Consider the following 24590-nt stretch of genomic DNA (forward strand, 5'->3'; position numbering starts at 1 on the left):
CAGTGACCACAACCTATTCTTTGACGTTTTGGGCAATCTCCTCAAGCAGCGCATGCGGCATGGGGCCATTCACCACAAGGACATGCTCGGGCTTGCTCGCATATAAAGCTTGAAACATATGTTGCCTTCCCGAATCGCTGGATGTGTGTAAATAAATGCGTTTCGGGTAACGGTTTGAAGCAACGATGCCTCTGACGACATCCATCCCGTTAGGCTTGCCCCATCCAAGGTCGTAATCGAGCGAAAGCACATCCACCTCGCATTCCTGCAACAGAAGAAGGCATTCTTCCGCACTGCGTGCATGCAGGAATCCCTTCGGACAAGTCCGATAATCGTCCAAATAAACATGAATCACCCTTCGCTCAGCTCCTTGACATAACGGATTTCCCCGGCATGCGTCGTCCCTCGCATCAAAGGCGTTTCCAGGACAACCGGAAGATTCATGCTCTTGAGGCGTTGGGAACGCAGCAGCGGAAGAAAAAGCGCTTCACCCATTTGGCCTTTGCCGATCATGGCATGCCTGTCTTTGCATGCGCCGCGCGCATATACGGAATCGTTCAGATGGATGGCGCGAAGATGCGGCAAATAGCCAACGGCCTCGGCATGTCGTTCCCACTCCGGCCAACCCGCCGGGAGCGCCGGGAACAATTTGGAGGCAAAGGCATGGCACGTATCGAAGCAAAAACCGATCAGTTCGGGCCTCCGGCATAATCCCCGAATCTGTACAAGCTCTTCCAGGGTTGTCCCCATCAACGAACCTTCCCCCGCTTGATTCTCGATCAGCAGCAAGGCGCGACCCGGATATCCCGCAAGCACCTCATTAATACATTCTATAATATTTTTATAGCCTTGTAACGGGTCCTTGCCTTTGTATTTGCCAAAATGAACAACGACGCCTACCGAACCGCATGCATCCGCAATTTCGAGATCGTTGCGAAGAGAAGCGATCGTCGCCTGCCGCAGCTCGCCCTCGTCTACTGCAAGGTTGGTTGGATAGGGCGTATGAGCGATGGTGAGAATGCCATGCTCGCGGCAGTACCGCTCGCAGCTCTCCGCGTCACTGCGATTGTATGCCTTCACCATCAGGCTGCGCGGGTTTTTGGGGAAATATTGAAATGACTGCGCGCCCAACAGGACCGCCGTCCTGGCCGCTTCCAGGTAACCCTTCCGAATACTGATATGGCAGCCGAACCTCATGTCCTCTCCCCCTTACCGCTGGCAGCCCAGGCAGCAAAAGGATTTCTTCGAGGAGACATCCTGCCTCACGATAGGACGTCCGCAGCGTACGCACGGCTCCCCCTCACGGTCATATACGCGGCATCGGCTGTCGAAGCCTCCAGTTAACGTATCTCCCGTAAAAAGCGGCATTTCCATATACCCGCCATAATGCGTCGCCTCGATCAGCACTTCTCTCATGGACCGGTACAGCCGGCCAAACTCCAGAGAGGTTAAATCGAACGGACGTCTTGAAGGCAGCAGTCCGGCATGAAAGCAAATTTCATCACTGTAGCAGTTTCCGATACCCGCCAACAAGCTTTGATCCGCCAGATTGCTTTTGAGTGTGCCTCTCTTCACTCGCAGCCGTTCTTCAAACCTCTCCGCGGTAAAGCCGGGATCGAGCGGTTCCGGCCCGAGCTTTTCCATAAGGGCGGAAGCTTCCTCGGCCTCATAAAGATGCAAATATCCCAGGCGGAGTCCTATGCAAAACAAATGCCGGTCTCCAAAATCGATCCGCACCTGAACGGTTCGCTCAGGCGCTTCTTCCATCGTGCCATAAAATATCATGCCCCCCAGCATCAAATGGAGCACCAGGACTTTGCCTGAGGTCAAAGGAAACAGCAGATGCTTGGCTCTGCGATCCACCGTCCGGACCGCTTGGCCTGTCAGTTCGCGTTCAAACCGTAGCGGAGATACGTTGATCGACTTTTCGCGTCCAATCTCCGTGCCGGTAATCGTCCGTCCTGCGATTCGTCCGTTCAGCAGGATGCGGTAATTTTCCATTTCAGGCAGCTCCGGCAACGACTTCACCTTCCTCAACTTTTCGATCTTTCACTAGATTTCCAAGAGGAAGGGAAATTATACCTTAAAGAGGCATCGACAACTGCTCGAATCCGGGGGCGGGCTGCCGTTTTCTTGATGGCTTCGTCACGGAAGGAGACCAAACGGAAGTGGTGGATGAAGCCGACTTTCTTTTCAGCCGTTCAATCCTTTTTTCCAGTTCTGCCGCTTCGTTCCCCGCCTCCTTCGACCCAGCTTCCCGTCTCACGGCTCCCGTCCGGTTTCCGCTGCGCTTTAGCGCGCCTTGGCGCCATACGAGATCGAGTGCCAGCTGAGCGTACTCCAAAGCCGGCTTCCACTCCTTGGCTTTATGTTCGTAATACATAGACAGCTCTATATAAGGCTCCAAGGATGCGGTTCGGCTTCCGCCCTTGCAGGCGATATAATGCTTCCAAAGCAGGCATGCCTCAGACAGCATACGCCGCCGCTTGAAAAATTGAGCCAGAGGCAGCAGGCAAGCATCCACTTCGCCTGTTTCTCTTTGGGCAATGTCTGATAGAAGTTCCTCCGCTAACGCGCTCAAAGCCTCGTCGGCCTGCGCCCTCATCCCGATTTTATCCAGCCACAGCCCGAGCCGGAACCACTCTTCCCTGCCGAATTCACGGGCATGCATCCAATCCAGCTTTCCGCTCAGCAAGGCGGCAAAATGCACGGCCAACCCGGCCAACGATAGAACGTCCAGCTCGTTGTGAACAAATACGCCCTTTAAAATCTCAGGGTCCCGCTCTGACAAATATTGAAAATAAAGCGCCGGCGCCAGCGATCCCGGGACATCGTTGTCCCGGTACACGCCCAGCCGCTCCTCCTCGATATGGCCTAATCGGCAGGACGGCAGCGTATGCTTCCATAAGCTTCGGGACGGATACAAAAAATCGATATGCCCTGCGGGCTCCGCCTGCAGCGGCATCCGGTTCATAATGTACCGGTTCTTGACGATGGGCCAGTCAAACGATTTGCCGTTATAAGAAATAAGCACCGGACGGCTTTTCAGCTTGTTTTGAAGGTAACCAAGCATGGCCGCTTCTTCCCCGGGATGCCGGATCAGCATTTGCTCGACCGTGAAACGGTCCCCTTCATAGAACCCGATCCCGATCATGAAAGGGACATTGCCGGCGCCATGGCCCAGACCGGTCGTTTCCGTATCCATGAAAAGAAGGCGTTCGTGCGGCATGCCCGACGTTTCGGCAGAACCGGTCCCCGGTTCTTTGGCAGCCAGCAAACGCCAAAGCTCATCCCCGCTGTTTGCCAAATCTCCCAGCCGGCTCCCGCCGTGCCGGTATTCGGCCTCATAGGTATTCCGGCGCAGCACGAAATCGCCCCATTCGCTTTGTTCCATGACCGCGCCAACCGCACTCCACTCGTCCGTAGAAGGATTTTCGCTTGGAGTGACCGGCACGGCCGTCTCCTCAGGCCGCTTATGCCGCAACAGCCTTTCCCTGAGCGAGCTCATCCCGCTCCCTCCAGTCGACGCAGCAAGCCAAGCGACAGCTGCTTCCCGGTCATCCCCACTTCCTCGATCGGACCGACACAAGCCGGGCAGCCGCTAAGGCAGCCGCATGAAGAAATAAGCCGCTGCGCTTCAGCAAGCAGCTTACCATGCACTTCGTAGAGCCGTTCACTGAGACCTACACCGCCCGGATACCTATCATAGAAGAAGATCGTCGGCTGCTTGTTATGCACGGCTTTTACCTGAGGGACGACGCGGATATCCTGCGGGTCGCACATCAAATACAGCGGAGCGATATGCACCAGGACGTTGGATAGCCCGAGAAGCGCAAACTGCATATCGTTCGCCGTCATCCCGGAAGCCGCTTCTTCATCAAATGTGAACCAGTAGGAGCTGGTGTGCAGTTCTTCCTCAGGCAGATGAATCGGTCCAGATCCAATGTTTTCATGAGTCCCCAGCTTGATTTTTTTGAAAATCGTCGCTTTTGCGTTTACCGTCACTTCTCCATACTGCCTCAGCAGTCCCCTCTCGGCCGCTTCCCGATGAACGTGCAGCACCTTCAACTGAACCGCCAGATTGGCGTCCGTAAAGTAATCGACGTTCACTTCGCGGACATACGCTTTCTTCTCTTCATAATCCAGCTTCTCCACTTGAAACTGCACGCCCTCGTGAATATAGATCGCTTCTTCATGGATCAGCGTTGGCGCGCTGAACCTGTCTACCTCGCCGAGAACACGCGCACCGTTGGTCATATCGATGATAATAAAATTTTCCTGCGCGGCGGAGCGCAAGCTGATATCGTGCGCCGGAAACGACTGCTCCATCCAATGCCAACGGTTCTTTACCCGGTGCAGTATCCGCTCCTCCGTCAAAAACTCCAAAATGTCCTTAAGCGATTCGTCCCCGAACTTCTCATTCTCCTCGAAGGGAAGCTCATATGCGGCGCACTTCACATGATCCACCAGGATGATAAGGTTGTCCGGACTGATCCGCGCCTGCTCCGGCGGGCGTTCAAAGAAATACTGGGGGTTTTGGATCATGTATTGATCCAGCGGATTGCTGCTCGCCACAAGAAACGTAATCGAGTTCTCCTGTCTGCGGCCGGCGCGGCCCGACTGCTGCCATGTGCTGGCAATCGTTCCCGGATATCCGTTTAATACGCACGCCTGAAGCTGCCCGATATCGATGCCGAGCTCGAGCGCGTTCGTGCTCACAACACCGCGGATTTCCCCGCTGCGCAGCCCCCGCTCGATCTCGCGCCTCAGCTTGGGCAAATAGCCGCCGCGGTAGCCGCGTATCGATTTGGCGCCCAACTCGTGGGCGACAAGCTCCTGCAGATATGTAAGAAGGATCTCCACCCGCACGCGGCTGCGCGCAAACACAATCGTCTGAATACCCTGCTTCAGCAGCAGGCCGGCAAGCTTTCGCGTCTCCAGCACGCTGCTCTTGCGGATGCCCAGCTGCTCGTTGACGACGGGCGGGTTATAAAACACAAAGTGCTTTTCTCCCGATGGCGCCCCATTGTCATCCACCAGCGCCACTGGTTCGCCAATCAGGCGTTCCGCATGCTCCTTCGGGTTATCGACCGTTGCGGAAGCACAGATAAACTGCGGATTGGAGCCATAAAAACGGCAGATTCGCTTCAATCTCCGGATGACATTGGCGACATGGCTGCCGAATACTCCCCGGTAGGAGTGAACTTCGTCAATCACGATAAATCGGATATTTTCAAACAGCTTCACCCATTTGGTATGGTGAGGAAGTATTGCGGAATGGAGCATATCCGGATTCGTCACTACGATATGTCCGGCGTTGCGGATCGCCTGGCGCACGGCGGGCGGCGTATCCCCATCGTACGTGTGCGTCTTAATATCCGCTCCCATAACATTCGCAAGCTCCTGCAGCTCGGCAACCTGGTCCTGGGCCAGCGCTTTGGTCGGAAACAAATAGAGCGCCCGCGCGCTCTCATCCTTCAATATTTCCTGCAGCACAGGAAGGTTGTAGCAAAGCGTCTTCCCGGATGCCGTAGGCGTCACCGTAACGACGTTCCGTCCGGCGCTCACTTCACGGAAGGAGTAGGCTTGGTGTGTATACAGCTTTTCGATTCCTCTTGTCTCAAGCGCTTCTCGCAGAAGCGGATTTAACTCGTCAGGGAACGGCTCGTACCGCCCTTCCCGAGGCGGAATCGTATGCCAGTGCGTCACCTGAGACATCAGCTCAGGCGTCGCCTTGATCAAATCTATCAATTCATTTATGGAAGCAACCTTTCCGGTCAATGGGTTCATCTTTTCGACTCCTTTTGACGGCAGCGTTACTCCCATTATATAGAATGCATGTTCGTATTACAATTCCTTTTTGCATTTGATCTGCCAAAAGACCTTTTAGCAATGACATATGCCGGCGGATCACAGCCTTAATAAAATTTAACATCATAAAATATTTATATGAAAAGACTTTTAAAAGGATTAGCCCAGACGTCACCCTATGGCAGTCTTTATCGTGATCCTTACCGCACGGCCTATTTTTCCCTGAAATAAAAATATAACCCGAGCCGATGGGTTTCGGTTCAGGTCTTTTTTTACTTAAACGCGAAAGATGTTGAATATTACCCTTGCCGGCACCCATGGCCGCGCAGGATTGTGTCACTTCCTGCGCTTTCCCGGGCAATTAGGAAAAACCCTTAGAGCGAATCAGAGGAATCATCGTAATCGTAACGAAGCCCGTCTTGAGAAGCCGTCGTCTGTAAAGGGGGCGATACCATAGCTGCTGCCGCATTCGTTTTGAGCTTGTCCAGCACTTCATGAAACTTCCGTGCCTCTGATTCTTCGCCCTGCGAACGAATTGCGATTTGCAGAGCCTGTTCTATGACGGCGATATCCTGACTTGTGAAAGCCATACCGCAATCCCTCCTCCACATTTTTACTGAGACTATTCTTGCCCAATCCCCTGTTCTTCATACTTTTTTGTAAATCTAAACCTCTTCTTCTCCCTTGGTTCCGGAACGCATTCGTCTATTTGAACCAAATATATATCGGGACGAAAAGTACGCTGGTGATAATCGCTGTTACTCCCATGGCAAACCCACTAATGCTTCCTGCCAGCTCCGAGTCCCGGATCATCCGGGCTGTACCGATACCGTGGGCGGCGGTACCGATGGCCGTGCCGAGTGAAATATCCTCTCTTACCCCGGCCAAACGCAGCAAAGCCGGTCCGAGCAAACTTCCGATCAGTCCCGTTAACACCGTCATTGCCGCCGTGAGCTCGGGTATGCCCCCTGCTTGTCGTGCAATTTCCATAGCTACCGGGGAAGTCACGGACTTGGGCATCATCGTGATCAGCAGCTCGCGGCTGCCTCCCAAGCTCCAGACTAGCCCGGCCGACATCATCAGCGCACTTACTGAGCCTACGGTAACGCCAGTGATGATAGGCAAAAAGTTCCGTCCAATTCGCTGGGCGTTCTTGTAAAGAGGGACACCCAGCGCGACTGTAGCCGGTCCGAGCAGGAAAACGATGTAGTCCCCGCCCTTTTTATAGGCTTCATAAGGGATCCGCATCAACATCAGCACCGCAATGATCAGGATAGACGAGATAAGAAGCGGATGCAGCCCTTTCCACTTTTGCTGGCACTTTAAAGCGACGGCATAAGCGATCACCGTTAACGAAATGCCGAATAACGGCTCGGCGCTAAGCTCTTGAACGGTCATAACGGCGTTCTCCTTCTTTCATCTTCCTGCCGCTCATCAGCTTCACCGTCCAACCGGTGAAAAGCAGCACGCCGAACGTACTCATGAACAGACTGATCACGATCGTCAGCGCCTGCTCCCCGATCAAGGAGAAAAACACCATCGTTCCAGCCACAATCGGCGCAAATAACAGGAGCATATGCCGAATCAGGAACTGGCTTGCCTCTTCCACCCATGACACCTTAACGATTTTCAGAAATAAGCTGAGCGTAAATAGAATCAAGCCAATAACATTGGCGGGTAAAGGCACTCCGAACCCTTCATGAAGTACCGTTCCCAGCATATAAAAAACAAGTAATATGGCAAATCCCATCATAATTTTCGTACTCCTTCCAATGATGGCCGTATACCGGACTCGCCGTATGCATAATTTGCCCTTTCGGGTGGTATCGTAAAATTGGCGCAATGCCACTAACGTATTGACACTAACCAAAACGGGAGTTGAATCATCATGGCCAAGCCGGACAATCGTGCGGACAACGTAGAACACCTGCAAAAAAACATTAATCACACCATCGAAAACATTGAAGAGGCTGAAGCCTATTTGGACGAGCATGCCGAGGAAATCAGCCCGGAGGAACAGCAGCAGATCGAATCCAAAAATGACCGCCGCCGTGAAAGCTTAGCCGCGTTCCGTTCCGAAATCAAAGACGAAGCAAACGAACAGAACGAAGAGTAAACCGCATAAATACCTCCTCCCCCTTCAAAGGGGAGGAGGTTATTAGCTTTGCGGCTATGCATTCGTTGATCTCCGCGATACAGGGATTTCAAAACGAAAATGATCATAGGCCAGGTACGTCTCCTCATGGACAGTACGAGCCTCCGCCGTTAATTGTTCCGCCAGCTCACCTTGATAACGCGAACTAATGTGCGTCAAAATTAACGTTTTCGCACCGGCCTCCCGGGCTGTACGTGCGGCGTCGATCGCCGTCGAATGATCATATTTTACAGCCATCTCTTTTCTCTGCTCCGCAAATGTCGCTTCATGGACAAGCACATCCGCAGCCTCTGCAAGCTTCACCGCATGAGTGCACGGCTGGGTATCGCCCAATATCGTCACCGTGCGGCCGGGAATGGATGGACCGATAAACTCCTGTGCATACAGCACCTTGCCATCCGGCAGTTCGATGTTTTCTCCGTTCTTGATTTTGCCGAACAGTGGTCCCGAGGAAAGTCCAAGCTCCTTCAAACGGGCTGCATCCAGCTTTCCTTTTTGCGGTTTTTCGGTTATGCGATAACCATAGCTGTCAATGCGGTGCACCAGAGGAGCCGCCGTAACGGTCAGCTGCTCGTCTTCAAATACAAGGAACGGCTCCGATTCTTTAAATTCTACGATGTCGATCTCATAACTCAGATGGGAATCGCTCACACGAAGCGCCGTTTCAATGAATTCTTTAATTCCCTTTGGACCGTAAATGGTAAAGGGACTCTCTCCCCCTTGGTAGGATCGGCTTGACATCAAACCGGGAAGACCATAGATGTGATCTCCGTGCAGATGGGTAATAAACAGCTTTTCCAGCTTGCTGATTTTGACCGGAGCCCTGAGCACCTGATGCTGCGTTCCTTCCCCGCAATCGAACATCCAATAGACGTTTCTCTCCGCCAGCAGATTCAGCATCACGGAGGTAACATTACGTTCCTTGGAAGGCATTCCGGCACCCGTTCCCAGAAAATAAAGTTCCAATATCCATCGACTCCCGTTTCGTTAAAGTCCAATCAGTGAAAAGAGTGGAGCGTTCACGCTCCACCCTGTATAGCATACCCCAAATCGGCTTTAGGCGTTAAAATATCTGGCATCGGGATGTGCAAATACGATGGCGGATACGGAAGCCTCTGGCTCCATCATGCTGCCTTCCGTCAGATGAACGCCGATATCCTCAGGGTGCATCAATGCGAAAAGCTGCTGCTGATCATCCAGGTTCGGACATGCGGGGTAACCGAACGAAAACCGCTGCCCGCGGTATTTGGCTCCGAACCTCTCCTGCATGGTCATCTCCGCCGGATCCGGGAAGCCCCATACGTCGCGCATCATTTGATGGATGCGCTCGGCGAATGCTTCCGCCGTTTCAAGAGCGGCCGCCTGCAATGCGTGAGAACGCAGATAATCGCCTTTCTCACGCCATTCAGCCGCCAATTCGCTGATCCCATGGCCGGCTGTGACGACAAGGAAACCGACATAATCCATCTCGCCGCTTTCTACCGGCTTTAAGAAATCGGCCAGACAGAGATAAGGCTCTTTTTGCTGCCGCGGAAAACTAAATTTCTGCAGCACCTTGGTATGATCTTCCGGGTCGTAAACCAGCACATCGTCGCCATCGGCCTGAGCCGGGAAGAAGCGATACATACCGTGGGCTTTAATAATGCCTTCACGCTGCGCTTCGAATAAAATCTGATCTACCGTTTCCTTCAACTGAACAGCTTTCGGGTCCTTCTCGGCCAGCAATCGATCGACTTTACCTTTCAGCCCCAAATGGTGTCCAAGCAGCATCTGCATGTTGATATAAGGCATCAAATGACTGATCGGATAATCGCGCAGCACGCGGCGTTCCAAATCCGGCGGCTGCTGTACCGGCACCGTCCGGTCTAACGTAGATACCTTCACCCGTGTCAGCTCAGGCATTTGCTCTTCCTTACGCCCGGATTCCTTCACATCCGACTCCATGCTTTCTCTCAGCTCACGAATCAATTGCTGCTTTTGTTCCGGGTCGCTGAGCTTGTTCGCGATTTCCAAGCCATCCATCGCGTCTTTGGCATAAAGGACAAGGCCGTCATATTCCGGAGCAATCCGTGTCTTGGTAAACTTCCGTGTTAATGCGGCTCCGCCCACAAGAATAGGAACATCAATTCCCGCATTCTTCAAGTCTTGAGCGGTAACGATCATTTGCTGTGCCGATTTGACAAGCAGTCCCGACAGACCGATCGCATCCGCCTTCTCTTTGCGGTACGCTTCAATCAACTGCTCGGGCGGAACTTTGATGCCCAAGTTGATAATTTTATATCCGTTATTGGACAAAATGATTTCGACGAGGTTTTTACCAATGTCATGTACATCGCCCTTCACCGTTGCCAAGATGATTTTTCCTTTGACGGCGCTCTCCGTCTTTTCCATGAACTGCTCCAAATGCGAAACCGATGCCTTCATCACTTCAGCACTCTGCAGTACCTCGGCTACGATGAGCTCGTTGTTATTGAAAAGCCGTCCGACTTCCTCCATCCCTTTCATCAGAGGACCGTTAATGATCTCAAGCGGCGAATATTTTTGCAGCGCGTCGTTCAAATCCGGAATCAGGCCTTCTTTGGTGCCTTCTACCACATAAGAAGCCAGACGCTCCTCCAAGGTCAGATTGGAAATCTTCTCTTTCTTCTCGACCTTCTTGCTGCGGAAATGCGCAACAAACGCGGCCAGCGTATCATCATTGGTATCATAGATGAGGTTTTCCGCCAATCTCCGCTCTTCTTCAGGAATGGACGCATAACGTTCCAGCTTCTCCGTATTGACAATAGCGTAATCCAGTCCTGCCTTCGTACAGTGGTACAAAAAGACGGCGTTAAGCACTTCACGCCCAGCCTCCGGGAGACCGAACGAGACGTTGCTGAGACCGAGGATCGTTTCCGTATCCGGCATCGCTTCCTTGATCATGCGAATGCCGTCAATCGTTTCTTTCGCCGATCCGATATACTGCTGATCACCCGTACCTACAGGAAAAACGAGAGGGTCAAAAATGATATCGTTCGGGTTCATTCCATATTTGTTCACAAGCAGATCATAGGAGCGCCGGGCAACCTCCAGTTTGTCTTTCGCTGTAATAGCTTGTCCCCGTTCGTCAATAGTACCTACGACAGCAGCTGCGCCATATTTATGAATGAGCGGTACGACTTTCTCGAACTTCTCTTCGCCATCCTCCAGGTTGATCGAGTTAATGATCGCCTTGCCCTGAGAATACTTTAGGCCCAGCTCAATGACCCGGTGGTCCGTGGAGTCGAGCATCAGCGGTACCTTTACTTTCTTGACGACAAGCTCCAGAAACTTCTGCATATCCGCCATCTCGTCGCGATCCGGATCCTGCAGGCAGACGTCGATCACGTGGGCTCCGCCCTTCACTTGAGCGCGGGCAATTTCCGACGCTTCCTCATACTTGCCTTCAGCAATCAGGCGCTTAAATTTACGCGAACCCAGAACGTTTGTTCTCTCTCCAACCATGTACGGACGATTCGCGTCTTCAATATATACCGTCTCTATCCCGGAAACGGCCGGCGGGTGAGTCCCTCTATGCACCCGAGGCTTGTATGAGCTGAGCGTCTCCGCCAAGGCTCGAATATGGTCAGGCGTTGTACCGCAGCAGCCTCCGGCAATGTTCAGCCAACCCTGCTCGGCGAATCCCGCCATCTTCATCGCTAACGTCTCCGGAGATTCATGGTAATTTCCGTTCTCATCCGGCAGTCCTGCATTCGGGTAACAGCTGACGGCCGTACCGGCGATATCGGCCAGCGTCCGAATATGATCCCGCATAAATTCCGGTCCCGTCGCGCAGTTCAAACCGATCGAAATCGGCTCCAAATGCTCGAGGGAAATATAGAACGACTCGATGTTTTGACCGGCAAGCGTCGTCCCCATCGGTTCGATCGTACCGGAAATCATCAGAGGAAGCTTCCTGCCCATCTGATCGAACGCCTTGCGAATGCCGATGCTTCCGGCTTTCACGTTAAGCGTATCTTGGGAAGTCTCCAGCAGCAGCGCATCTACGCCGGCTTCGATTAACGCCAGCGCTTGTTCATAATAGCTGTCGATCAATTCATCGAATGTGACGCCGCCTGTGACCGAAAGCGTCTTGGTTGTCGGACCCATGGCGCCTGCCACATAACGCGGCCATTCCGGTGTACTGTATTTATTAGCTGCCTCGATAGCCAGCTTGGCTGCAGCCAGATTGATTTCCCGGGCACGATCCTGCAGACCATATTCCGCGAGCACCACGCTGGTAGCTCCGAAGGTATTGGTCTCAACGATATCCGCGCCTGCGGCAAAATAAGCTTCATGAATTTTACGGATAATATCCGGTCTGGTAAGAACAAGGATTTCATTACACCCGTCCAGCTCTTCCCCGCCGAAATCTTCCGCAGTGAGATTTTCCTGCTGGATCATGGTACCCATGGCACCATCCAATATCATAATTTTCTTTTGTAATTGCTCTTGCAAGGATGACTTATCCATCAATAATCCCCTTTCAAACTGCCGCCATACCTGTCGTCTCTTTTTCTCAACCAGCATCTCTTTCGTCGCTGTCGAATAAACACGAAATTCAGCAAATCGTTTATCCCTAAAGTGTACCAGAAACATGCCATGATGAAAAGGAACTTCCATCATGTTCAACAGCTCACGATGCAAAAAGATTGAAATCTTTCTCCAATACTCATCGACAGATGTGGCACCTTTCACTATAATATATATAGAAACGAACAATTCTTATAGGAGAAGAGGGATTTACCATGGCAGAAATCAGAATTCGCAATACCAACGAACGAATCACCGGCGAGCAAAATGTCAAGGCATTTTTGGATAAGCAAGAGGTGCTGTATGAACACTGGAACGCTGCGAAGCTGCCGGCTGAGCTTCAAGAAAAATTTGTACTGACCGATGATGAAAAAGCGCAAATTTTATCCACTTTCGATGCGGAAATCCGCGATCTTGCAAACCGCCGCGGGTACCGGACATGGGACGTCATCGCTCTTTCCGATGCGACGCCCAACCTGGATGAACTGCTTAAAAAATTCGAGCAGGTGCATACGCATACGGAAGATGAAGTGCGCGCCATTACAGCAGGTAAAGGCATATTCATTATTAAAGGCAGCGACGATGTAGGCTATTTTGACGTCGAACTGGAAGCAGGTGATGTCATTTCCGTACCGGAGAACAAGCCTCACTTCTTCACTTTGATGGAAAACCGCCAAATCGTGGCCGTTCGCCTCTTTATTGAAACGGAAGGCTGGATTGCACACCCGTTCGAGGATCCGACGTTCCAGAAGGCATAATTAAATAACAATGAACCCCGCCATATAAGGAGGCCACGGAAGAACTTACACTTTTTCTCGGGGCAGCCAAAGCAGGACGACGAAAAAGGGGCCGTCCCAAAAGTAGCTTTTAGCTACGCAGGGACGGCCCTGTTTTCTTAACTTCTCGTTTCCATACAGAAAAAAAGGTCGAGTAGAGGGCTATACTTGCTCTCTTACTCGACCTTTTTGGTGCATCGCCGCCCACTTTAATAAATTATGGGCAAGGGAAAGCCACCCGACCTCCAGGCTCACTTTGGGCAAGCCGCGAAGCAGGAAACGCCGGCAGTTCCGGTTGTTTTTCATTTGTCCGAACACACTCTCCGGTTCGATCATACGTCGAACCGACATCGCGTAGCCTTCCTCACTTCGCAGCTTTTCCCGCGTCTGCTGCTTGTAACGATGGTATTTGAGACTCACTCGGATTTCCCGGTTCCCTTTGGCTTTCGTGCAGGCGTCTTTTAAAGGACAGCCTGTACACTCCCGACTCCGGAATAGTGCTCCAGCTTGACGTACTTCTCCTCGACAAGAAAACCCAAAATGGCTGTAAAAACCGTTTCGAGAACATCTTTCATCCGCTCGGAGCGGAAGCGGTTAATGGTGCGGAAATCCGGCCGCTGTCTGGCCGCAAGCCACATGAACATGATATTTTCGCGGACGGCTTTGCGATCTGACGAGAGGAATAGATTCGCTGGGTGTAGGCGTACACGATGACTTTCGTAAGCATTTTCGGTTGGCAGCTATCCTGCCCCCACCCGGGTAAGCAGCTGCAAAGATATTGTCGTCTAACCGATTAACCGCATCATTGACAATGCGGACCAGATGCCCCGCGGGAATATCTTCTTCTAAATCCATTGGCAGACAGAGTTGATCCATGTTATATTGAATGTACAAAAGAAGCCCTCCTTTGAATGGTTGCTCGTCACTTCCATTTTACCAAGGTTTGGCTTCTTTTTGTTTTACAAAATTAAAAAAGGGGGTATCCCCGTCACCTCAGTGACCTCCATCCGATTCAAGGTTCCGAACAATCTGGTCAAAAAGCGGCATCGAGTTTAAAGACTATGAATGGCCGGAACCAGTACTTCCTAAATTCAGAGAGCATTAAAACGAATTAACCGACTTCAATCAAGTCGGTTACTTTTTCATATATTGAACTTTTTACTAGCCAGTTGCTCTAAGACTGAGTCAAACCGTACGGGGGACGGTTTATATCCAAATGCTATTGGCTGGAATGAATCATTGTATGGGGTTTCAGGCCAAACGATTTCTAAAGAGAAAATACGGGAACATTAGGTGTGATCACAAGCATTAATCTTCCCATGCCAATAAAACCAGGTGAATCGAATAGCTTAATTATACAGGAAAAAAGGTACAGCCTTCTCATTTATTTTAGGGACTGTACCTTTTTTAATCCAAAGGGACTTTTTCAGTGGCCTCCCCTAACAGAGGGGTTTTCTTTTACCGACAATATGATAAAGTATTAGGACCAATTTACAACGAATCGATGACCGATTGAATCTCACGCAAGCTTTTGATTTCGTGCGACGGTACGATGTCATCCGTACGCTTTAGGCCGTGGCGGTTGATCCACATATTGCGCATACCGACGGTATTGGAGCCGAGAATATCCGTCGTCAGCTTATCCCCGATCATCACACCTTCATCCGCTTGAATCCCTAACAAACCCATTGCGTGTTCAAAGATCGCAGCCGCCGGCTTCCCTTGACCGAAATCTCCGGAGATGACGATATGATCAAAATACGGAGCAAGCTCAGGAACGCCTGCCAGCTTTTCCTGTTGCAAATCGGGCGAACCGTTCGTCAAAAGGAGCAGCTGGTACCGGCCCTTCAGCTGCTCCAGCACCTCGAATGTTTCCTCATAGACGATAGGGCGATTTCTTCGTTCTACGGGAAACAGCTCTCCAAGTTTATAGCCAAGCTCCTTGTCTTCAATGCCTACCGCTTTCAACCCGCGTGTCCAAGACTCGGTACGGTATTGGGGAGCCAGCGCTTGAAGCTTGCGAAATTCTTCTTGTTTCCCTTGGGTAAAATGCGCCCAGAGTCCTTCAAACGGGTTAATTCCGATCATTTTTGTGAACGGGAACGTCTCGTACGATTCATATAAAGCGCGGGCTTCACGTCGTACGGCTTCCTCCAACTGATCCGGATCCACTTGATAATGTTTAGCCGCTTCAGCACAGGTTGCTTGAAAAGCTTCTTTCACACTGCGGTCGTCCCACAGCAGCGTATCATCCAAATCAAAAAGTACTGCTTTGATCGCCATAAAAAGTGTTCCTCTTTCCAGATGTTAATCTTGTATTAACGTCACGTTGTATTTTTCAGCATACTCCTGAAGCTTGATTCTGGCGGAATCGATCGGAAACATATGATAGATCTTGGTGAAAACCCACCGTTTTCCTTTTGCCTTAAAGTTAATGACTATCGCGTCTTTGCTTATGGTAATATCCTTGATTTGGTCCGCGTCATAAAAACGGTCCCCACCAAATCGGCGGGAAGATAAGGTTTTTTTATCGATTTTCAAAAAAGGGCGACGAATCCAATAAATCAGTAACGCCAGAAATATATAGCTTGCTCCTGTAATCCAATACAGCTGTTCTTGCCCGGGTTGATTCCGAAACACGATAAAGCAAAAAACACCGGTAGCCACGAGCAGCATCGGCAAAAACCAGCTCCGGCCTTTGAATATGACCGAACCGTCGGCATTTACTCCCGATATCTCACCTTTTCCGCTCTTCCTCCGCTGCATATTAGAAATTTTCGTATTTTTACGAACCATACGTTCCCACTTACGTGACATGATGAGTGCCCCTTATATCGTCATTTACACCTTGCGCGAAAATTTATCAATAAATCGGGTTGGATATTCGTATTCCAGAGCGCTTACATCATCCAGACGCTGCCACAAGGAGTCGTCCAGCTTCCAATCCACCGCTCCCATGTTTTCCTCGAATTGTTCCAATGTCCGCGCGCCAAAAATAGGAGAAGTGATGCCCGGTTTATGAATCAACCAGTTCAATGCCACCTGAGCCGGGGTCTTGTCCGTCTCATGGGCAACCGAAATCAATTCATCCAGAATGCGGAAGTTTTTCTCCGTATTGCGAATTTCCCAACGGCTTTCTCCCGTTTTAGACGCCAAACGCCCTTCCGTCGGTTCCTGTCCACGAACATATCTTCCTGTCAAGAAGCCGCCGCCAAGAGGAGCCCAAGGGATCACACCAACGTTTTCCTCCAAACAAAGAGGCAAAACCTCACGATCCATTGTACGGCATACTAAACTGTACTGCGGTTGAATGGAGATAAAACGGGCATAACGATTAAAGTCACTGATGCTTAATGATTTCATCAGCTGATAGGCCAAAAAGTTGGAGCAGCCGATATACCGTACTTTGCCTGAAGTAACCAGATCATCCAAAGTTCTCAATGTTTCTTCTATGGGCGTAATTTGATCCCATACATGCATTTGATATAAATCGATATAATCAGTGCCTAATCGACGAAGACTGGCTTCCACACCGTCGAGAATATGTTTTCGGGATAAACCGACGTGATTGACATTATTACCTGTAGGAAAGCGTACCTTGGTCGCCAAGATCACATCGGAACGACGCTCCCGAATCGCTTTTCCCACGATCTCTTCGGAAACACCGGAGACATACACATCCGCCGTATCAATAAAGTTTCCTCCGCGATCCAAAAAACGATGAACCATTTCAATCGAGTCTTGTTCGTTTGTCGTATTTCCGAATGTCATTGTTCCTAAACAAAGCTCGGAAACGGCAATTCCGCTTTTGCCCAAAACACGATAATTCATCCCTTAACCCCCCTTCTTACTTCTTCTCTTCCTGATCAACAAACTTGATGTTATCCAGTTGACCACGCAAGGAGGTTTTAAAAGAATCGATATACTTCCTTCTTAATCCATTGCGTTCATCCAGTTCGGCATCGGTTAGCCCTTCCGATTTCGCTTTGCGGGCCAATTCGTTAATTCGCCGCACCAATGCATCATGATTCGATTCACTCATGCCGATCCTCCCGGTAATGTCATTTCAAATTATACTTTGACATTACCGAATCTGATTGTCAAGAGAAGCAATACGGCACATGCGCAGCGATTAGGGAAGCAACAATTTTTGTCCTACTTGCAAATGGGAATTCTTAAGATGGTTGATCCCTTTGATCTGATGTATATATTCCCTTATATCCTGTCCTTGGTCCGCATATTGAGAGGCAATGCTCCAAAGCGTGTCCCCCGATTCAACCTCCACGTAAGAATATATCTGAGGCTGCGAGGATGCCGCATGAACATCTTGGTCAAAAAAGAAGCTGAACATCGTAGAGATAAAGAACACTGCACAAAAAAGCAAGGCACCCAAAACGGCAGCGTGAACATATGTTCCCTTATTATTATCATTATGCTTGGTTAGCATTACCTGGCGGGAATGATAGTTATGTATAAGCCGAGAATTTTGAATCATCATGATCGACCTCCAAACATTTGTTCTGTTTTTAATCTATCAGGAACATTTGTTTGTGTCAACCATTTATTCGAACTTATGTTTGTACGAACTCCGGTTCTATGTTATACTTCTAAGTAATGATTACCAAAAATGGAGTGATGATCTTGAGCAAAATTTCCAATCGGCAGCAGGCGATTCTAGACTTTATCAAGAATGAGGTCAGAGAAAAAGGCTATCCCCCTTCAGTAAGAGAGATCGGAGAGGCTGTGGGACTGGCATCCAGTTCCACAGTTCACGGGCACTTGGAACGTTTGGAAAAGAAAGGAATGATTCGCAGAGACCCGACGAAGCCGAGAGCTATTGAAATATTGGACGGAAGCTCGGCGGACGGCGCATTCTCCGTATCGGTTGCCAGAGTGCCTTTGATCGGGCGCGTTACCGCCGGCGTACCTATTACCGCGACGGAGAACATCGAGGATTACTTCCCGCTGCCCAGCCATTATGTAAAAAATGATAACGTCTTTATGCTAAGCGTAATCGGAGAAAGTATGATCGAGGCCGGTATTCATAACGGGGATTATGTTATCGTACGCCAGCAGCAAACCGCCAATAACGGAGATATTGTCGTTGCCATGACCGAAGACGATGAAGCGACAGTGAAAACCTTTTATAAGGAAAAGGATCATATTCGACTGCAGCCTGAGAACCCGACGATGGAGCCGCTGAGACTCAAGAACGTCACGATCTTGGGCAAAGTCATTGGTGTATTCAGAAATATTCAATAATTTTTTCCCTTTCACCGCCGATTCCGCCGGTTGAAAGGGATTTTTTATATCAACGCATTTATGGCGAGTCTTTGGAAAGCGAAGAAGGATTTTACCGCTGAAATCCACTTTTTATGAGCCCAGTGCACCGCAGGAAATCTTGTTGAGCGTTTGCAAGCATATGATCTGCGTAAAATAAGCCTGTTCCGGCGTTATGCGGATAAGCGGCTTGTTTAGGCTTGTTTATATATGATCCTCAATTAGAAAAACCAAAAATCTACGTCGTCACCATAGCTCCACCGTTGACATGGACAACCTCACCGGTCACATAGCTGGAATCATCTGATGCCAGAAACACGTAAGCCGGAGCCAGCTCGAACGGCTGCCCTGCACGCTTCATCGGAGTATCCAGGCCGAAGCGCGATACTTCATACGCCGAATAGCTGGAGACGATCAGCGGAGTCCAGATTGGCCCCGGAGCGACGGCATTGACCCGAATTCCCCGTTTCACCAAGGATAGAGCCAGCGAACGCGTGAACGAGACGACGGCTCCTTTTGTGGAAGAATAATCGATCAGCTCGGGTGCACCTCTATATGCGGTGATCGAGGCCGTATTCACAATCGCGCTTCCCGGCTTCAGATAGGGAAGCGCGGCTTTCGTCATATAGAACATCGGGTAAATGTTCGTGCTGTACGTATTGTGCAGCTGTTCGGCGGAAATGTCGGACACGCTTTCCTGCGGAAACTGAACGGCCTGATTCAAAATCAAGATATCGATTTTTCCAAAGGTGCGGAGCGTTTGATATACCGCTTCCCGGCACACCGTTTCCATCCTCAGGTCGCCGGGTATGAGCAAGCATGCTCTGCCGAGCTGCTCGATGCGCTGTTTTGTTTCGTATGCGTCCCGATGCTCATATAAATACGGGATGGCTATATCGGCTCCTTCCTTGGCAAAGGCGACGGCGACCGCCCGACCGATGCCGCTGTCACCGCCGGTAACGATTGCAACCTTGCCGCGCAGCTTGCCGCTGCCGACGTAGTGCGGGTTTTCAAAAATCGGACGGGGCGTCATTTTGTACTCCAGTCCGGGCTGCACGGGCTGATGTTGAGGCGGGAATGCAACCGGCTCCTCGATACATTTCGTTTCTTTTCCATAATAGGGATAAACGGGTATCATATTGACCTCCTGAACTTCTTATTCAGATGGCCTATTGTATTCCAGCAGGATCGTAACTGTGCAGCCTGGCTGGAACTTGCGTCCACTCCGCTAAGGGAAAAAGCGATGGCCGCGCCTATGGAGCCTCATTCTACTTACAGAGGTCAGCCAAAACAACAAATAATGCCCACAAAAAGAAAAATCCCTTAACGCTTAAAGCGCCAAGGGATTCCCCGATTAATACAGCGTCAAATATTGATCCCGCTCCCATTGATGAACCTGAGTGCGGTAAATGTCCCACTCGATCTCTTTCAGCTCTATGAAGTGTGCAAGTGCGTGATCGCCGAGCGCGTCGCAAATGACATCGTCGCGGAGCAGCTCGTCCAACGCCTGCTTCAAATCAAGCGGAAGACTTGGAATGCCTTGCTCTTCCCGCTCTTCTTCACTCATCACATAAATGTTGCGGTCCGTTGGAGGCGGCAGTTGCATTTTGTTCCGGATGCCATCGAGACCGGCCTTCAGCATGACCGCCAGAGCCAGGTAAGGATTCGCCGCCGGATCCGGATTCCGCACTTCCACGCGTGTGCTGACGCCGCGGGATGCAGGAATACGAATCATCGGGCTGCGGTTGCTTGCAGACCAAGCCACATAACAAGGCGCCTCATAACCTGGTACAAGCCGCTTGTAGGAGTTGACCGTCGGATTGGTTATTGCGGCAAAAGCGCGGGCATGCCGCAGTATGCCGGCCATGTATTGTCTGGCTGTCTCGCTTAAGCCCAGCTTATCGCTCTCATCATAGAACACATTCTCTTTGCCGTTGAACAATGATTGATGGCAATGCATTCCGGACCCGTTCACTCCGACCAAAGGCTTCGGCATAAACGTGGCGTGCAGACCGTGCTGTCTGGCAATGGTTTTGACGACCAGCTTGAAGGTCTGAATTTGATCCGCGGCTTTAATCGCGTCCGCATATTTAAAATCGATCTCATGCTGACCCGGAGCCACTTCGTGGTGAGATGCTTCGATTTCGAATCCCATTTCTTCCAGCGTAAGTACAATTTCACGACGGCAGTTCTCGCCAAGGTCGGTTGGTGCCAAGTCAAAGTAGCCGCCCTGGTCGTTTAATTCTGTCGTCGGATTGCCCTTCTCGTCGGTTTTGAACAAGAAAAACTCAGGCTCAGGCCCGACGTTCATTGCGGTGAAGCCCATTTCTTCGGCTTCTCTCAATACGGATTTCAGAATACCGCGCGGGTCGCCCGGGAACGGACGGCCATCCGGCAAATACACGTCGCATATTAAGCGGGCAACACGGTCTTCCGTTACCCAAGGGAACACGACCCAAGTATTCAGATCGGGGTATAAGTACATATCCGATTCTTCAATGCGCACATAACCTTCAATCGAGGAACCGTCGAACATCATTTTGTTATCGAGGGCTTTCTCCAGTTGACTTACAGGAATTTCCACATTTTTGATGGTTCCAAGCAAATCTGTGAACTGAAGTCGAATGAACCTTACGTTTTGTTCCTTGGCGATGCGCAGAATATCTTCTTTGGTGAAATTCTTATCTGTCACTGTGAAATCTCCTCCTTAAACTAAGTGGCAAAATTAACGGAGCATGCCCGGTACGCTTGAAAACGGTACCGGACATGCTCCGGTCAAAGCCTACTTTCTGAAAAAACGGGATAATTCTCCCTGGATCAAGGACACTTGATTAGGACGCCGGCCTCCACCCAAGAGCTGTTGTTTCAGTATCCGGTGAAGCTGCGTGTCGCTCAGCTCTCTACGCTTGACTTCCGTCTGCTCATTGAGTATGGTAGCATCCTCGGAATCCTTATCAACCGGCAGCAGCACCTGCTTGATCCCGGCGATGTTAACGCCTTTCTCGATCAAATCCTTGATCTCGAGGAGACGTTCTACATCATTAAACGAATACAACCTTTGGTTTCCTCCGGTCCGGGCCGGGATGACGAGCTCATGCTGCTCGTAGTACCGGATTTGTCTGGCGGTCAAATCGGTCAGCTTCATTACGATGCCAATCGGAAAGAGCGCCATATTTCTGCGGATTTCATCAGTCATGACCATCACTCCTAAGCTACTCTGGAACCTTACCTCTATTGTAACCTTACCGGAAAACATATGTCAAGCTGTGTTAGGTTTATGCCATATGTTATTTTTGATTACAGCGGCTAACTTCCTATAGCAATAAGTCCTGCTCCTGAGCAGCAGCCGTCAGAGCTTGTCCGCGGCTTTGGCAAGTGAAATAGCTGGCCGAGCTGCGGGAATTAAGCGAGCAGTCCCCGGTCGATCATGTTTTGAATGGCCGTCAGCACACCCATCTTGCAATGGGAGTAGGTTAATCCTCCCTGCATATAAGCGATATAGGGCTCCCTGATCGGAGCGTCGGCAGACAGCTCCAGGCTTCCGCCCTGGATAAAGGTGCCTGCAGCCATAATGACGGGATGCTCGTAGCCGGGCATGTCCCATGGTTCCGGCACGACGTGAGCGTCAACCGCGGCGGCTTGCTGAATCCCTTGTACAAAAGCGATTAAATGCTCGGCGCCCGTAAATTGAATCGCTTGGATAAGATCGGTGCGAGGGTCGCTCCAATGCGGGCTTGTCGTAAATCCGAGCTGCTCGAACACCGCGGCGGCGAACACCGAGCCTTTCACGGCTTGTCCAACCAGATGAGGAGCCAGAAACAAGCCTTGATAGATGGATCTTGTCGTACCGAGCATAGCCCCGACTTCCCCGCCGATCCCCGGAGCCGTTAATCGATACGAAGCCAGCTCTACATACTTGGCTTTGCCCGCGATATATCCCCCGGTCTCCGCCAAGGCTCCTCCCGGATTTTTAATCAGCGAGCCCGCTATCAGATCGGCACCGACCTCGGTCGGCTCGGTCAGCTCTGTGAACTCACCGTAGCAGTTATCGACAAAGACGATGATATCGGGACGGATTTCCTTGACAAAACGAACCATCTCGGCAATCCGGGAAACGGTGAAAGACGGCCGCCAGGCATAGCCGCGCGACCGCTGGATTCCGACCACCTTGGTGCTCGGGCCGATCCGGCGGGCAATTTCGGCATAATCGGGCGATCCGTCCTCGAGCAATCCCACCTCGCCATACGAAATTCCCCAATCCTGCAAAGATCCGTTTCCGTCACCCGGTTTCCCAATGACCTTATGCAGCGTATCATAAGGTCTTCCGGTGATCATGAGCAGCTCGTCACCCGGCCGGAGCACGCCGAACAACGCCGTGCCGATCGTATGGGTTCCCGATACGAAATGGGGACGGACCAGGGCCGCTTCCGCCCCGAACACATCGGCATATACGAGATCCAGCACTTCACGGCCGCGGTCGTTATACCCATAGCCCGTAGAAGCGGCAAAATGATAATCGCTCACTTTGTGCTTTTGAAAAGCGCGAATGACCTTCCATTGATTCCGGTCGACCACACGGTCAATATCTTTCAGCTTCTCCTCGATTTTTTGCTCAGCTTGCTCCATCAAACGGAGCACTCGATCCGTAAACATACCCTAGACGTCTCTCCCTTGTTCTCCCTCAGCAGGCCGGACTGCATCGTAGGCAGCCAGCATATAACCGATTTTATCGAATGCCTTGTGATTTACTCTTACCTTAAACAGCATATCGCTGCCGTCAACCTCATTCTCAAGCACCTCGCCAATGCGGTAGACCAGCGAGATCATATCCCCTTTGTCCGCCGGAATCCGGAAGGAACGGCTGCCGCCCGTCATACGGACTTCAATCCGCTCTTTGAGCCGAAGTAAATCTTCCTCCCGAAAAGCGGATATTTTCAGGAATTCCCCTTCCGTCGTCAGCATATCGGCCTGCTCCGGCGGGCAAAGATCGATTTTGTTGAATACCGTTATCCGATCTTTCCCGTGGGCGCCCAGTTCTTCAAGCACTTGGTCGACCACCTGCATCTGGGCTGCCATCATCTTGGAAGAGCTGTCCACAATATGCAAAATCAAATCGGCTTCGCAGACTTCTTCCAATGTGGCCCGAAAAGCAGCTACCAAATCATGCGGCAGGTTCTGAATGAAGCCTACCGTATCCGTAACCACGATCTCCAATCCGTTTGGCAGCTTCAGCGAACGCGACGTCGGATCAAGCGTGGCAAACAGCTGGTTCTCGACATATACATCCGCATGGGTCAGCTGCCTCAATAATGTCGATTTACCCGCGTTCGTATAGCCTACCAGCGCGGCTTGATACACACCGGACTTCTTGCGTCTTTCCCGGTGCAGACTCCGATGCCGGACAACCTCCTGCAGCTGCCGTTTCAGCTCGCTGATCCGGTTGCGGATATGACGGCGGTCTGTCTCGAGCTTCGTTTCCCCGGGACCGCGCGTTCCGATACCTCCACCGAGCCGGGACAGATTTTTGCCCTGACCGTACAGCCGCGGCAGCAGATAGGTCAGCTGGGCCAGCTCCACCTGAATAATCCCCTCCCGCGTTTTTGCGCGCTGCGCGAAAATATCCAATATGAGCTGTGTCCGGTCGATGATTTTGACATCCAGAAATTGCTCCAGATTCCGCACCTGAGCTCCCGAGAGCTCCTGATCGAAAATGGCGGTATTCGCCCCGGTTTCCTCGATCATGGCTTTGAGCTCCTCGGCCTTGCCCCTGCCGATAAACCATTTGGAATCGGCATATTCCTTATTTTGCGTAAGCGAGCCGAGCACTTGTACCTTTGCCGTCTCCGCCAGACTGGCGAGCTCGGAAAGCGAAAATTCCGGATCATAGGCTTCCCGCATTTTTTGCTCAGCGGTAACGAGACTGACCAGGATGGCCTTTTCCTGTGCGTTCGGCATCACTTCGTAAGATGTTTTTTTCATATATGTTTATATTTCTCCTTTTTATAATCTCCACTGCT

Annotated in this window: 23 protein-coding genes and 2 pseudogenes; 3 read left to right on the forward strand and 22 right to left on the reverse strand. The window is 51.0% G+C overall.

What is annotated here, in order from left to right:
• Positions 1 to 13: 13 nt before the first annotated feature.
• The 8 genes from IJ22_RS10125 to IJ22_RS10165 form a co-directional block, all read right to left on the reverse strand.
• Positions 14 to 355: a cyclic-phosphate processing receiver domain-containing protein gene (locus tag IJ22_RS10125; protein ID WP_062408725.1), complete on the reverse strand. Its 342-nt coding sequence runs from the start codon at positions 353 to 355 to the stop codon at positions 14 to 16.
• Entirely contained in the window at positions 352 to 1197 is an 846-nt protein-coding gene (locus IJ22_RS10130) for a deoxyribonuclease IV (RefSeq protein ID WP_054818226.1), read from the reverse strand. The genes IJ22_RS10125 and IJ22_RS10130 overlap by 4 nt, the downstream gene beginning before the upstream one ends.
• Positions 1198 to 1209: 12 nt before the next feature.
• Positions 1210 to 2019, reverse strand: coding sequence for an Fpg/Nei family DNA glycosylase (locus IJ22_RS10135; RefSeq protein ID WP_062408726.1), 810 nt, complete (start codon positions 2017 to 2019; stop codon positions 1210 to 1212).
• Positions 2020 to 2083: 64 nt separating this feature from the next.
• A complete protein-coding gene (locus IJ22_RS10140; RefSeq protein ID WP_062408727.1) occupies positions 2084 to 3508 on the reverse strand; it encodes a ribonuclease H-like domain-containing protein in 1425 nt (474 codons plus the stop codon).
• The gene (locus IJ22_RS10145) at positions 3505 to 5790 is read right to left on the reverse strand and encodes a DEAD/DEAH box helicase (protein ID WP_062408728.1); all 2286 of its coding nucleotides are present in this window, start codon (positions 5788 to 5790) and stop codon (positions 3505 to 3507) included. The genes IJ22_RS10140 and IJ22_RS10145 overlap by 4 nt, the downstream gene beginning before the upstream one ends.
• A gap of 395 nt (positions 5791 to 6185) precedes the next feature.
• Positions 6186 to 6401 (reverse strand): hypothetical protein, encoded by a 216-nt coding sequence (locus IJ22_RS10155; protein WP_062408730.1) that lies wholly within the window; start codon positions 6399 to 6401, stop codon positions 6186 to 6188.
• A 115-nt stretch (positions 6402 to 6516) separates the two neighbouring features.
• Positions 6517 to 7209 (reverse strand): LrgB family protein, encoded by a 693-nt coding sequence (locus tag IJ22_RS10160; RefSeq protein WP_054818222.1) that lies wholly within the window; start codon positions 7207 to 7209, stop codon positions 6517 to 6519.
• Positions 7190 to 7564 carry a CidA/LrgA family protein gene (locus tag IJ22_RS10165; RefSeq protein WP_062408731.1) on the reverse strand — a complete coding sequence of 125 codons (375 nt, stop codon included), beginning with the start codon at positions 7562 to 7564 and terminating at the stop codon, positions 7190 to 7192. The genes IJ22_RS10160 and IJ22_RS10165 overlap by 20 nt, the downstream gene beginning before the upstream one ends.
• Positions 7565 to 7699: 135 nt before the next feature.
• Here IJ22_RS10165 and tlp point away from each other — a divergent pair, with 135 nt between their 5' ends.
• Entirely contained in the window at positions 7700 to 7927 is a 228-nt protein-coding gene (gene tlp / locus IJ22_RS10170) for a small acid-soluble spore protein Tlp (protein ID WP_062408732.1), read from the forward strand.
• 54 nt (positions 7928 to 7981) lie between these two features.
• Here the strand turns inward: tlp and rnz are convergent, their stop codons facing one another.
• Together rnz and metH are read right to left on the reverse strand one after the other, a co-directional pair.
• On the reverse strand, positions 7982 to 8932 hold the full coding sequence (rnz, locus tag IJ22_RS10175) for a ribonuclease Z (RefSeq protein WP_062408733.1): 951 nt from the start codon (positions 8930 to 8932) through the stop codon (positions 7982 to 7984).
• 90 nt (positions 8933 to 9022) lie between these two features.
• Positions 9023 to 12457: a methionine synthase gene (metH, locus tag IJ22_RS10180; protein WP_062410939.1), complete on the reverse strand. Its 3435-nt coding sequence runs from the start codon at positions 12455 to 12457 to the stop codon at positions 9023 to 9025.
• Between the two features lie 275 nt (positions 12458 to 12732).
• Here metH and IJ22_RS10185 point away from each other — a divergent pair, with 275 nt between their 5' ends.
• Complete coding sequence (locus IJ22_RS10185) at positions 12733 to 13275, forward strand: 1,2-dihydroxy-3-keto-5-methylthiopentene dioxygenase (RefSeq protein WP_054818220.1); 543 nt, start codon at positions 12733 to 12735, stop codon at positions 13273 to 13275.
• A gap of 180 nt (positions 13276 to 13455) precedes the next feature.
• Here the strand turns inward: IJ22_RS10185 and IJ22_RS26705 are convergent.
• The 7 genes and pseudogenes from IJ22_RS26705 to yneA all read right to left on the reverse strand — a co-directional run.
• Positions 13456 to 13734 (reverse strand): annotated as a pseudogene (locus IJ22_RS26705) (transposase); the annotation flags it as partial.
• 53 nt (positions 13735 to 13787) lie between these two features.
• Positions 13788 to 14187, reverse strand: a pseudogene (locus tag IJ22_RS27270) (transposase); the annotation flags it as partial.
• Between the two features lie 597 nt (positions 14188 to 14784).
• Positions 14785 to 15576, reverse strand: coding sequence for an HAD family hydrolase (locus IJ22_RS10195; protein ID WP_054818218.1), 792 nt, complete (start codon positions 15574 to 15576; stop codon positions 14785 to 14787).
• Positions 15577 to 15600: 24 nt separating this feature from the next.
• A complete protein-coding gene (locus tag IJ22_RS10200; protein ID WP_171005805.1) occupies positions 15601 to 16110 on the reverse strand; it encodes a hypothetical protein in 510 nt (169 codons plus the stop codon).
• Between the two features lie 24 nt (positions 16111 to 16134).
• Positions 16135 to 17124: an aldo/keto reductase gene (locus IJ22_RS10205; RefSeq protein WP_062408735.1), complete on the reverse strand. Its 990-nt coding sequence runs from the start codon at positions 17122 to 17124 to the stop codon at positions 16135 to 16137.
• A gap of 16 nt (positions 17125 to 17140) precedes the next feature.
• Positions 17141 to 17335, reverse strand: a complete 195-nt coding sequence (locus IJ22_RS10210; protein ID WP_054818217.1) for a DUF896 domain-containing protein — start codon at positions 17333 to 17335, stop codon at positions 17141 to 17143.
• Between the two features lie 90 nt (positions 17336 to 17425).
• Complete coding sequence (gene yneA, locus IJ22_RS26715) at positions 17426 to 17791, reverse strand: cell division suppressor protein YneA (RefSeq protein WP_235594301.1); 366 nt, start codon at positions 17789 to 17791, stop codon at positions 17426 to 17428.
• A gap of 143 nt (positions 17792 to 17934) precedes the next feature.
• On the opposite strand from yneA, the gene lexA reads away from it, so the two are divergent.
• The gene (gene lexA / locus IJ22_RS10220) at positions 17935 to 18555 is read left to right on the forward strand and encodes a transcriptional repressor LexA (RefSeq protein WP_062408736.1); all 621 of its coding nucleotides are present in this window, start codon (positions 17935 to 17937) and stop codon (positions 18553 to 18555) included.
• Positions 18556 to 18811: 256 nt separating this feature from the next.
• Here lexA and IJ22_RS10225 read toward each other — a convergent pair whose 3' ends face one another.
• From IJ22_RS10225 to hflX, 5 genes are all read right to left on the reverse strand, one after another.
• Positions 18812 to 19711, reverse strand: coding sequence for an SDR family oxidoreductase (locus tag IJ22_RS10225; protein ID WP_062408737.1), 900 nt, complete (start codon positions 19709 to 19711; stop codon positions 18812 to 18814).
• A 216-nt stretch (positions 19712 to 19927) separates the two neighbouring features.
• A complete protein-coding gene (gene glnA, locus IJ22_RS10230; RefSeq protein ID WP_062408738.1) occupies positions 19928 to 21265 on the reverse strand; it encodes a type I glutamate--ammonia ligase in 1338 nt (445 codons plus the stop codon).
• A 90-nt stretch (positions 21266 to 21355) separates the two neighbouring features.
• Positions 21356 to 21769 carry a MerR family transcriptional regulator gene (locus IJ22_RS10235; protein ID WP_054818215.1) on the reverse strand — a complete coding sequence of 138 codons (414 nt, stop codon included), beginning with the start codon at positions 21767 to 21769 and terminating at the stop codon, positions 21356 to 21358.
• 206 nt (positions 21770 to 21975) lie between these two features.
• The gene (locus tag IJ22_RS10240) at positions 21976 to 23226 is read right to left on the reverse strand and encodes a methionine gamma-lyase family protein (RefSeq protein ID WP_062408739.1); all 1251 of its coding nucleotides are present in this window, start codon (positions 23224 to 23226) and stop codon (positions 21976 to 21978) included.
• A 3-nt stretch (positions 23227 to 23229) separates the two neighbouring features.
• Positions 23230 to 24552 (reverse strand): GTPase HflX, encoded by a 1323-nt coding sequence (gene hflX / locus IJ22_RS10245; RefSeq protein WP_062408740.1) that lies wholly within the window; start codon positions 24550 to 24552, stop codon positions 23230 to 23232.
• Between the last annotated feature and the right edge of the window lie 38 nt (positions 24553 to 24590).

This window comes from Paenibacillus naphthalenovorans (assembly GCF_001465255.1).
Classification (GTDB): domain Bacteria; phylum Bacillota; class Bacilli; order Paenibacillales; family NBRC-103111; genus Paenibacillus_G; species Paenibacillus_G naphthalenovorans.

Bases quoted from the DNA above. Each gene is read 5' to 3' on its own strand.
- IJ22_RS10130 (WP_054818226.1), bottom strand. From the start codon at position 1,197: ATGAGGTTCGGCTGCCATATCAGTATTCGGAAGGGTTACCTGGAAGCG.
- IJ22_RS10140 (WP_062408727.1), bottom strand. From the start codon at position 3,508: ATGAGCTCGCTCAGGGAAAGGCTGTTGCGGCATAAGCGGCCTGAGGAG.
- IJ22_RS10145 (WP_062408728.1), bottom strand. From the start codon at position 5,790: ATGAACCCATTGACCGGAAAGGTTGCTTCCATAAATGAATTGATAGAT.
- IJ22_RS10155 (WP_062408730.1), bottom strand. From the start codon at position 6,401: ATGGCTTTCACAAGTCAGGATATCGCCGTCATAGAACAGGCTCTGCAA.
- IJ22_RS10160 (WP_054818222.1), bottom strand. From the start codon at position 7,209: ATGACCGTTCAAGAGCTTAGCGCCGAGCCGTTATTCGGCATTTCGTTA.
- IJ22_RS10165 (WP_062408731.1), bottom strand. From the start codon at position 7,564: ATGATGGGATTTGCCATATTACTTGTTTTTTATATGCTGGGAACGGTA.
- tlp (WP_062408732.1), top strand. From the start codon at position 7,700: ATGGCCAAGCCGGACAATCGTGCGGACAACGTAGAACACCTGCAAAAA.
- metH (WP_062410939.1), bottom strand. From the start codon at position 12,457: ATGGATAAGTCATCCTTGCAAGAGCAATTACAAAAGAAAATTATGATA.
- IJ22_RS10185 (WP_054818220.1), top strand. From the start codon at position 12,733: ATGGCAGAAATCAGAATTCGCAATACCAACGAACGAATCACCGGCGAG.
- IJ22_RS10195 (WP_054818218.1), bottom strand. From the start codon at position 15,576: ATGGCGATCAAAGCAGTACTTTTTGATTTGGATGATACGCTGCTGTGG.
- IJ22_RS10200 (WP_171005805.1), bottom strand. From the start codon at position 16,110: ATGTCACGTAAGTGGGAACGTATGGTTCGTAAAAATACGAAAATTTCT.
- IJ22_RS10205 (WP_062408735.1), bottom strand. From the start codon at position 17,124: ATGAATTATCGTGTTTTGGGCAAAAGCGGAATTGCCGTTTCCGAGCTT.
- IJ22_RS10210 (WP_054818217.1), bottom strand. From the start codon at position 17,335: ATGAGTGAATCGAATCATGATGCATTGGTGCGGCGAATTAACGAATTG.
- yneA (WP_235594301.1), bottom strand. From the start codon at position 17,791: ATGATGATTCAAAATTCTCGGCTTATACATAACTATCATTCCCGCCAG.
- IJ22_RS10225 (WP_062408737.1), bottom strand. From the start codon at position 19,711: ATGATACCCGTTTATCCCTATTATGGAAAAGAAACGAAATGTATCGAG.
- IJ22_RS10235 (WP_054818215.1), bottom strand. From the start codon at position 21,769: ATGACTGATGAAATCCGCAGAAATATGGCGCTCTTTCCGATTGGCATC.
- IJ22_RS10240 (WP_062408739.1), bottom strand. From the start codon at position 23,226: ATGTTTACGGATCGAGTGCTCCGTTTGATGGAGCAAGCTGAGCAAAAA.
- hflX (WP_062408740.1), bottom strand. From the start codon at position 24,552: ATGAAAAAAACATCTTACGAAGTGATGCCGAACGCACAGGAAAAGGCC.